8 protein-coding genes are annotated in these 9,402 nt (G+C 68.2%); 5 read left to right on the forward strand and 3 right to left on the reverse strand.

Features of this window, described 5'->3' with window-relative positions; translation table 11 throughout:
- Position 1 precedes the first annotated feature (1 nt).
- The 3 genes from VF106_RS12240 to VF106_RS12250 form a co-directional block, all read right to left on the reverse strand.
- A complete protein-coding gene (locus tag VF106_RS12240) occupies positions 2-1,600 on the reverse strand; it encodes a long-chain-fatty-acid--CoA ligase (RefSeq protein WP_330839768.1) in 1,599 nt (532 codons plus the stop codon).
- A gap of 11 nt (positions 1,601-1,611) precedes the next feature.
- Complete coding sequence (locus VF106_RS12245; RefSeq protein WP_330839769.1) at positions 1,612-2,739, reverse strand: acyl-CoA dehydrogenase family protein; 1,128 nt, start codon at positions 2,737-2,739, stop codon at positions 1,612-1,614.
- Positions 2,740-2,882: 143 nt separating this feature from the next.
- Positions 2,883-4,061 (reverse strand): acyl-CoA dehydrogenase family protein, encoded by a 1,179-nt coding sequence (locus VF106_RS12250; protein WP_330839770.1) that lies wholly within the window; start codon positions 4,059-4,061, stop codon positions 2,883-2,885.
- A gap of 94 nt (positions 4,062-4,155) precedes the next feature.
- Between VF106_RS12250 and VF106_RS12255 the strand changes: the two genes are divergently transcribed.
- The 5 genes from VF106_RS12255 (at position 4,156) to VF106_RS12275 (ending at position 9,399) form a co-directional block, all read left to right on the forward strand.
- Positions 4,156-5,238: a Zn-dependent alcohol dehydrogenase gene (locus VF106_RS12255; protein ID WP_330839771.1), complete on the forward strand. Its 1,083-nt coding sequence runs from the start codon at positions 4,156-4,158 to the stop codon at positions 5,236-5,238.
- Between the two features lie 162 nt (positions 5,239-5,400).
- Complete coding sequence (locus tag VF106_RS12260; RefSeq protein ID WP_330839772.1) at positions 5,401-6,282, forward strand: 3-oxoacyl-ACP reductase; 882 nt, start codon at positions 5,401-5,403, stop codon at positions 6,280-6,282.
- Entirely contained in the window at positions 6,279-7,793 is a 1,515-nt protein-coding gene (locus VF106_RS12265; protein ID WP_330839773.1) for an aldehyde dehydrogenase family protein, read from the forward strand. The genes VF106_RS12260 and VF106_RS12265 overlap by 4 nt, the downstream gene beginning before the upstream one ends.
- A gap of 10 nt (positions 7,794-7,803) precedes the next feature.
- Positions 7,804-8,565 carry a glucose 1-dehydrogenase gene (locus VF106_RS12270; protein ID WP_330839774.1) on the forward strand — a complete coding sequence of 254 codons (762 nt, stop codon included), beginning with the start codon at positions 7,804-7,806 and terminating at the stop codon, positions 8,563-8,565.
- 102 nt (positions 8,566-8,667) lie between these two features.
- Positions 8,668-9,399 carry an MlaE family ABC transporter permease gene (locus tag VF106_RS12275; RefSeq protein WP_330839820.1) on the forward strand — a complete coding sequence of 244 codons (732 nt, stop codon included), beginning with the start codon at positions 8,668-8,670 and terminating at the stop codon, positions 9,397-9,399.
- Positions 9,400-9,402: the final 3 nt, after the last annotated feature.

A 9,402-nucleotide genomic window follows, 5' to 3' on the forward strand; every position in this document is an offset into this window, starting at 1 on the left:
CTCAGGGTCGCACGGAGCGGGCGCCCCAGTCGAGCCGGATCGGGTCGCTGGATGGGGTCAACGGCTCGTACACCAGTTCGGGTCCCGGGCGCCACCAGACGGGGTCCGGCGTCCGCCAGCGCTGGGCCGACAGGGTGCGCTTCAGCACCTTGAACGTGGCCGTGCGGGGGAGCCTGGCCGTGAGCCGGATGAACCGCGGCACCTGCTTGGGGCCCAGGTCGGACTGGGCGGCGAGGAACGAGGCGAAGGCCACCGGGTCGAAGTCCTCCCGGTAGACGAGCGCGGCCATCACCTGGTCGCCGACGGCCTGGTCCGGCACCGCGTAGACGGCCACCTCCGCCACGGCCGGGTGGCGCAGCAGGACGCGTTCGATCGGCGCCGTGCCGAGGTTCTCGCCGTCCACCCGCAGCCACTCGCTCGTGCGGCCGACGAAGTAGACGAAGTCCTCCTCGTCGCGGTAGACCAGGTCACCGCTCCAGAACATGCCGTCCCGGAGGCGCTCCGCGTCCGACGACGAGTCGTTGTAGTAGCCCGCGAACATCCCGGCGCCTGCCGTGTTGACCAGCTCGCCCACCACGCCCGGCTGGCATGGCTTGCCGGTGTCGGGGTCCAGCACCGCCAGCGTGTCGTCCAGCTGACCCAGCGAGCCGGCCGGGGTCTCCGGCGGGCGGACCACGGTGATCCCGCCCTCGGTCGACCCGTACGCGTCGACCACCCGGCAGCCGAACCGCTCGGCGAACTCGACGACGTCGGCCGGGTTCGCCTCGTTGCCGAACATGACCTTCAGCGGGTTGTCGGCGTCGTCCTTCTCCGGCGGGGTGCTCAGGATGTACGACAGCGGTTTGCCGACATAGTTGGCGTAGGTCACGCCGAGCGTGCGGACATCGGCCAGGAAACCGCTTGCCGAGAACCTTCTGCGCAGTGCCAGCCGGGCGCCGGCCGCCAGACCAACGGCCCAGCCGGCCATGATCGCGTTCGAGTGGAACATCGGCATCGACACGTACACCGTGTCGTCGGCGCCGAGCTCGTACCGCTCCGCGAGCAACCGGCCAGGGATGGTGATCTTGCCGTGGGTGACCCGCACCGGCTTCGGCTCGCCGCTCGTGCCCGACGTGAAGATCAGCATCAGCAGGTCGTCCGCGGTGACCTCCGCCGCCTCGATCGGGGAGTACTGGTGGCGGTAGGTGGTCATGTGCCACGCCGCGGAGTCGATGTCCAGCACGCGGGCGCCGACGTCCAAGCCCTGCAACAGTTCCACGTACCGGCTGTCGGTCAGCACGACCTGGCAGTCGGCCTGCTTGACGTCCCGGACCAGCGCCTCGCCGCGGCGGCTGGTGTTGAGGCCGACGAGCACCGCGCCGGCGAGCGCGGCGCCGCCGAGGAGGAACGAGAAGTCCGGCACGTTGTCCAACAGCACGCCGATGTGGAACGGACCGGGCCGTCGCAAGGACCGCAGCAACGCGGCACGGTCCGCGCACTCCTGCACGTGGTCCTTCCAGGACCATCGCTGGCCCTCGAACACGAGACCGGGGTTCACATCGTCCGCGCGCGCGAGCAACAGCTCCGTGACAGTGGGGACCGGATCCCCAGGCGCGGCCATGCGAACCTCCTTCAGGCCGGCTCCGCGGCCAGGTTGGCGCCGATGCGGCGCAGTTGTGTGGTCGCACCGCCAAGGCTGAACTCGATGCGTTTGGCAGCAACAAAATATCGGTGCAACGGATAGTCCACGTCAATACCCATACCGCCGTGAACATGCACGGCCGCGTGCGCTATGCGATGACCGCCGTCCGCCGCCCAGAACTTCGCCGTCGCGATCTCATTGTGGGCAGGGAGATTTTTGGACAGTCGCCAAGCGGCCTGCCACAGTGTCAGCCGAATTGCCTCGGCATCCACGTAGCTGTCGGCAAGGCGTTGACCCACTGCCTGAAATGTCGCGATGGGACGCTCAAACTGCACTCTGCTAGTTGCATACGCGGCTGTCATCTGCAGACTTTCCGTGCAGACCCCGGCCTGGAGCGCACAGAGGCCGACCGTCCCGCGGGTCGTGAGCCAGTCGACGACGGCCGCGCCGTCGCCCGGCGAGCCGAGTACGCGATCTTCTTCGAGTCGAACGTTGTCCAGTTCCAGCACCGCCTCGGCGTCGCCATCGACGATCTCCTGGCGCCGGACGGTCACTCCGGAGTCGTTCGGAGTGACGAGAAACACAGTGAGCCCAGCGGAAGTATCGGCCGGCACAAGGAAAAGATCCGCGACCGGACCAGCGGGAACGGCGACCTTCGTCCCGTGCAGACGCCATTGTGCAGATGCACTTGCACGCTCGCCCACGGTGACGGGACGTGTCGGATCGTCACCGACCTCTTCGGACAGTGCGGCCGTCAGCACCACCGTGCCGTCCGCTGCCGGCGCGCCCCACTCGGCCCGCTGTGCGTCGGTCCCGAACTCCGCGATGGCCGCCGCGCTCTGGACGATCGAGCACAAATACGGCACTGGTGCGACAGTTCGGCCGAGCTCGACGAGCACGGCGCACTGTTCCAGTAGCCCCAGTCCGCTGCCGCCGACGGACTCGGGCAGCGCGGCGGACAGCACGCCCGCCTTCGCCAGGTCCGTCCACAGTGCACGGTCGAACCGGTCGCCGGTCGCCTCGATCTCCGCCAGTCGCGCCGGCGTGACGTGATCCGCGCAGATCGTCCGAGTCAACTCGGCAAGATCGCTGAAGTTTTCATCAAATGAAAAGTCCACTAACAATTCACCTCTGTTTTCATTGGCGGCTTCGCTCCTCCGCTCAAGACCCCGCCTTCCCTCCTGCGCGCGGATGCCCCGGGCTCGTTCCTCGCCGGGCCTCCGTGCTCGTCAGTCCAGGCGGGGCCCGCTCCGTCGCTCCGCTATCGCCGGGCCGGAGGCATGCCGAGACCGACGGCCGCCACGATGTCGCGTTGCACCTCGTTCGTCCCGCCGCCGAAGGTCAGGATCAACGCGGCCCGATGCATTCGTTCGATCCGTCCGCGCAGAAGTGCGCCAGGCGAACCGGCCCGCACGTACGCCTGCGTGCCGAGCACCTCCATCAACAACCGGTACGCCTCGGTCGCGAACTCGGTGCCGAACACCTTCGTCGCCGACGCGTCAGCCGGGTTGAGTCCCTTGTTCACGCCCCAGGCGATCTTCCAGTTGATCAGTTTCAGGAACTCGACCTTCGCGTGCACGCGGGCCAGGTGCAGTTGCACCCACTCCTGGTCGATCACCCGCCGCCCGTCCGGCAGCTTCGTCTCCTGCGCCCACTCCCGTACGGCCCGCAGTGCCTCGCGGATCGGGGCCGACGAGGTCAGTGCGACCCGTTCGTGGTTGAGCTGGTTGGTGATCAGCGGCCAGCCCTTGTTCAGCTCGCCGACGAGGTTCTCGGCGGGCACCCGAACATCCTGGTAGTACGTCGCGCTCGTGGTCGGCCCGGACATCGTCCGCACCGGCGTCCACGAGAAACCCTCCGCGTCGGTCGGCACGATCAGGATCGACAGGCCCTTGTGCTTGGCCGCGTCCGGGTCGGTGCGTACCGCCAGCCAGACGTAGTCCGCGTACTGGATCAGCGAGGTCCACATCTTCTGGCCGTTGACGACCCAGTCGTCGCCGTCGCGGACGGCCCTGGTCCGCAGTGACGCGAGGTCCGTGCCGGCCTCCGGCTCCGAGTAGCCGATCGAGAAGTGGAGGTCGCCCGCGGCGATCTTCGGCAGGTAGAACCGCTTCTGGTTTTCGGTCCCGAACTTCATGATCGTCGGGCCGACCGTGTTGATCGTCAGGAACGGCACTGGCGCCCCGGCGACGGCCGCCTCGTCGGTGAAGATGAGCTGGTCGAGCATCGGCCGGGCCTGCCCGCCGTACTCCTCCGGCCAGCCGAGCGCGAGCCAGCCGTCGGCACCCATCTGCCGCACGACCTCCTTGTACACGTCGCCGTCGCCGTAGTCACCGCCGGCAGCGAGCGCGTCGCGCCGCTCGGGGGTCATCAGGTCGGCGAAGTACGCCCGCAGCTCACGCCGCAAAGCCTCCTGCTCAGGCGTATAGGCGATGTGCATCCGCACTCCCTGTGTTGAATTGGCTCGCTTCGCTCGCTACTAGAACACGTTCTAAGAATGTACTAGAGTCCGAGCCAATCGAGGAGGTCCGGCGATGAAGGCGGCAGTTCTCAACCAGATCGGGGACACCAAACTCGAGCTGCGCGACGACGTCACCACCACCGATGTCGGTCCGCGTGAGATCAGGATTCGGGTGCGGGCCACCGGCGTGTGCCACAGCGACCTGTCCGCCATGGACGGCACGCTGCCCGCGCTGGCGCCGGGGATCGTCGGTCATGAGGGCGCCGGCGAGGTCGTCGAGGTCGGTTCGCACGTCACCGAGTTCGAGGCCGGCGACCACGCGGTCCTCACCTTCGTGCCGCCGTGCGGCAACTGTGTCAACTGTGTGGGTGGGCGTCCGCACCTGTGCGCGGTCCACGCGATCGCCGCGTTCATGAACCCGCGCTTCAAGATCGGCGACACGCCCGTGTTCGGCTACGCCGGGACCGGCACGTTCGCCGAGGAGCTGGTCGTACCGGTCGAGGGTGCGGTCAAGATCGCGCACGACGTGCCGTTCGAGATCGCCGCGCTCGTCGCCTGCGGGGTGATGACCGGGGTCGGCGCGGTGATCAACACGGCGAAGGTGGAGATCGGCTCGACCGTGCTCGTGTACGGCTGCGGCGGCGTCGGCATCTCGGTGATCCAGGGTGCGCGGCTGGCGGGCGCGTCGCGGATCGTCGCGGTCGACCCGTTGACCGAGAAGCACGAGGCGGCCAGGCACTTCGGTGCGACGCACGCCGTCACGCCGGACGAGGTCGCGGGGCTGCACGCGTCGCTGACCGAGAGCCAGGGCTTCGACTACGCGTTCGACGTCGTCGGCGCGGCCGGGACGATTCGGGCCGCGTGGGACAACGCCCGTCGCGGCGGCACGGCCGTCGTGGTCGGCGCCGGCCGCGGGGACGCGATGGTCCAGTTCAGTGCACAGGAGCTGTTCCTGCACGACAAGCGCCTACTCGGTTCGTTCTACGGCGGCGCGGACGTGCGCCGCGACTACCCGCGCCTGCTGTCGCTGTGGCGGGCCGGCCGGCTGGACCTCGACAGCATGATCAGCAAACGGATCACGCTCGACGAGATCAACGACGGCCTGCAGGCGTTGAAGGACGGGGCCAACGTCATCCGGCAGATTGTGACGTTCTGACATGAGAAACCCTCTGTCAACCTCGAGGTCACACCAGGCCGAGTGCTTCGCAGCCGCACCTCAGGGGAACGTGACGCAAGCCAGCCACAAGTACGTGACCAAACAGAACCCTCCCTCCGCCAACGCAACCAACACATTGAATTCCGGGGAGGCGGACCAGTCATGACTTTGGACGGGAAGGTCGCGGTAGTCACGGGTGCGGGCGCGGGGCTCGGGCGGGCGGAGGCACTCGCGCTCGCCCGAGCCGGCGCCGACGTGGTCGTCAACGACGTGGCCGACAGCGACGTGGTCGACGAGATCGAGTCCCTGGGCGCCAAGGCGGTGCTGGTGCGTGGCGACGTGTCCGATTCGGACGTCGCGAAGGAGATCACGGCCACCGCCGTCGACCGGTTCGGCGGCCTGCACATCCTGGTGAACAACGCGGGTGTGCTGCGGGACCGGATGCTGTTCAACATGTCCGACGACGAGTGGGATCTTGTCGTCCGGGTGCATCTGCGTGGCCATTTCCTGTTGTCCCGCAACGCGGCCGCGTACTGGCGCGGGCAGGCCAAGGCGAACGGCGGCACGACCTACGGGCGGGTGGTGAACACCGCGTCCGAGGCGTTCCTGTTCGGCTCCGAAGGGCAGCCGAACTACGCGGCGGCCAAGGCCGGCATCACCGCGCTGACGCTCGCGACCGCCCGAGGGCTCGCCCGCTACGGCGTGAAGGCCAACGCGATCTGCCCCCGTGCCCGAACCGCGATGACCGCCGGTGTGTTCGGCGACGCGCCGGAGGGAGACGTGGATCCCCTGTCCCCGGAACACGTCGCCCCGCTCGTCGCCTACCTCGCCTCTCCTGCCGCGGAGAAGATCAGCGGACAGGTGTTCGTCGTCTACGGCGGCATGGTCGCGCTGCTGGCGCCGCCGACCGTCGAGGCACGGTTCGACGATCCACAGTGGACTCATGAGTCGCTGGACACCGCACTCGGCGGCTACTTCGCCGATCGTGACCCGAAGAAGACCTTTTCCGCCACTGAGCTGATGATGCTCGAGGAGGATCAATGACGCTGAGCCTGGTTGCTCACCGGGACAAGATCGGTCTCACGGACGGGCTGCTGCTGATCGACGGGAAGTGGCGGCCGGCGGGCGACGGCGCCATCTGGACCCACCACCACCCGGCCACCGGCGAGGCGATCGCCACCGTCCCGGTGGCCGGTGAGTCCGATGTGGACGAGGCGGTCAAGGCCGCGCGCCGCGCCTTCGACGAGGGCAGCTGGCCGACCGCCAGGGCGCAGACCCGAATCCAGGTGCTGCTGAAGTACGCGTCGCTGCTGCGGGAACACGCCGAGGAACTGCGCAACCTGCAGGCGCTGGACAACGGCGTGCCGATCATGTTCAGCACCAACATCTACGCAGGCTCGGTCGAGGTCGCCGCGGACATCTTCACCCATCACGCGGGCTGGGTCGACAAGCTGGGTGGTCAGACCCTGCCGCCGTACCAGGGTGGTGACCACCTTGCGATGACCTACCGCGAGCCGATCGGCGTGGTGGCGGCGATCCTGCCGTGGAACGCGCCCTTCATGCTGTTCGCGCAGAAGCTGGGCCCGGCGCTCGCGGCCGGCTGCACGGTCGTGCTCAAGCCGTCGGAGTTCGCGTCGTTCGCGGTGCTGCGCATGGTGGAGCTGCTGTCCGAGGCCGGCCTGCCGGACGGTGTGGTCAACGTGGTCACCGGGCCGGGCAACCCGACCGGCGAGGCCCTGATCACCCACCCGCTGGTCGACAAGATCAGCTTCACGGGCAGCAGGACGGTCGGCAAGCGGATCGTCGAGGCGTCCGCGGGCACCCTCAAGCGGGTGTCGCTGGAGCTCGGCGGCAAGAGCCCGACGCTGGTCTTCCCGGACGCGCCCGACATCGGCATGGCGGCGATGACCACGGTCGGCACCGTCACCATGGGACTGTCCGGTCAGGCCTGCGTCGCGCACACCAGGGCACTGGTGCACCGGGACGTCTACGACCAGTTCCTCGGCGCCGCGCAGATGATGGCCGGCGCGGTGAACTACGGCGACCCGTTCGAGCTGTCCACCACGGCGAGTGCCCTGATCAACGGCCGCCAGCTGGACCGGGTGCTCGGCTTCATCGAACGTGGCCGCGAGTCCGGCGCCCGGCTGGTGTGCGGCGGTGAGCGTGCCGACGGCGACCTCGCCGCGGGCAACTTCGTGCAGCCGACCATCTTCGCGGATGTCGACAACAGCATGGAGATCGCCCGTGAGGAGGTCTTCGGCCCGGTGCTGACGGTCATCCCGTTCACCGACGAGGACGAGGCGGTGCGGATCGCCAACGACACCGACTACGGCCTGGGCGCTGGACTGTACACAACGGACGCCAGGCGTGCGTTCCGGTTGGCGCGCAGGTTGCGTGCCGGTACGGTCGGGATCAACGGGTTCCAGGTCGAGCCGCACCTGCCCTTCGGGGGCTTCAAGCAGTCCGGTCTCGGCCGTGAGGGCGGGCAGAGTTCCTTCGAGGCCTACACCGAACTGAAGACGGTGCTGATGCCGCTCGGCGACGAGCTGATGTAAAGGAGCCTTCGTGGGTCGGTTGTCGGGGAAGGTCGCGCTCATCACCGGTGCGGCCGGTGGACAGGGCGCGGCCGCGGCCCGGCGGTTCGTCGCCGAGGGCGCACAGGTTGTCGTTGCCGACGTGAAGGACGAGGAGGGCAAGGCGTTCGCCGAGGAGATCGGCGCGCACTACCGCCACCTCGACGTGTCCGAAGAGGACGACTGGACGTCGGCCGTCGCCGAGGTGACCGACGTGTACGGGCCGCCGAACGTGCTCGTCAACAATGCCGGCGTCCTGCACTTCTCGACGTTGCAGGACACAAAGCTCGCCGACTACATGCGGATCGTCCAGATCAACCAGGTGGGCACGTTCCTCGGCATGCGTACGGTCGTGCCGGGCATGGTCGAGGCCGGCGCCGGCTCGATCATCAACGTGTCCTCCATCGAGGGGTTGAGAGCGGCGCCGTTCCTCACCGCCTACACCGCCAGCAAGTTCGCGATCCGCGGCATGACGAAGGTCGCCGCACTGGAGCTGGCGGACAAGGGCGTACGCGTGAACTCGGTGCACCCCGGCATGATCGAGACCGGCTTGCTGCCGACCGCGTTCGGCGGACAGCCGGTCGACCTCTCCTTCGCCAGCAAGAAGGTGCCGATGAAACGCGTCGGCCAGCCTGCCGAGATCGCGGAGCTGGTGGTGTTCCTCGCGAGCGACGAGAGCTCGTACTGCACCGGCGCCGAGTTCGTCGCGGACGGGGGTGTGACAGCGGCACATTCGCTGTCGAGTTTCGGGTAACCACGAGGGTTCCCGCTCGTTGGACTACACAGGTGATGGCAATTGAGCAATGGTGCTGAAGTGCGTGCCGCGCCTGTGCGTGCCCTCGCCCAGGTCGGTCGAATGTCCACGCTCGCGTGGGAGATCGTGCGGAACACCCCACGCCGCCCTTTTCAGTGGCGTGAGCTGATCCAGCAGTGCTGGTTCTTCGCGAGCGTCACGATCCTGCCCACCGCGCTCGTGTCGATCCCGTTCGGCGCGGTCATCGCGTTGCAGCTCGGTTCGTTGACCCAACAGATCGGCGCCCAGTCGTTCACCGGCGCGGCCAGCGCGCTCGCGATCGTGCAGCAGGCCAGCCCGCTCATCACCGCGCTGCTGGTGGCGGGTGCGGGTGGTTCGGCGATGTGCGCGGACATCGGCTCCCGCACGATCCGCGAGGAGATCGACGCGCTCGAGGTCCTCGGCGTGTCACCGATCCAGCGGCTCATCGTGCCGCGCGTGCTTGGTATGACCATTGTCGCGGTGCTGCTCAACGGTCTCGTCAGCGTCGTCGGTGTGGTCGGTGGCTACTACTTCAACGTGGTCATGCAGGGCGGCACGCCCGGCGCGTACCTGGCCTCGTTCAACGCGCTGGCCCAGATCTCCGATCTGTGGGTGTCGGAGCTGAAGGCCGTGCTGTACGGGTTCGTCGCCGGCACGGTCGCCGCCTACCGCGGGCTGAATCCCGGGCGCGGCCCGAAGGGCGTCGGCGACGCGGTGAACCAGACCGTGGTGATCACGTTCCTGCTGCTGTTCCTGATCAACGTGGTGATCACGGGGATCTACCTGCAGGTCGTGCCACCGAAGGGGATGTGATCT

The sequence above is a fragment of the Actinophytocola sp. genome, from assembly GCF_036378875.1.
Classification (GTDB): domain Bacteria; phylum Actinomycetota; class Actinomycetes; order Mycobacteriales; family Pseudonocardiaceae; genus Actinophytocola.

Coding starts and splice junctions, on each gene's coding strand:
- VF106_RS12265 (WP_330839773.1), top strand. CDS start 6,279: ATGACGCTGAGCCTGGTTGCTCACCGGGACAAGATCGGTCTCACGGAC.
- VF106_RS12255 (WP_330839771.1), top strand. CDS start 4,156: ATGAAGGCGGCAGTTCTCAACCAGATCGGGGACACCAAACTCGAGCTG.
- VF106_RS12275 (WP_330839820.1), top strand. CDS start 8,668: ATGTCCACGCTCGCGTGGGAGATCGTGCGGAACACCCCACGCCGCCCT.
- VF106_RS12240 (WP_330839768.1), bottom strand. CDS start 1,600: ATGGCCGCGCCTGGGGATCCGGTCCCCACTGTCACGGAGCTGTTGCTC.
- VF106_RS12260 (WP_330839772.1), top strand. CDS start 5,401: ATGACTTTGGACGGGAAGGTCGCGGTAGTCACGGGTGCGGGCGCGGGG.
- VF106_RS12250 (WP_330839770.1), bottom strand. CDS start 4,061: ATGCACATCGCCTATACGCCTGAGCAGGAGGCTTTGCGGCGTGAGCTG.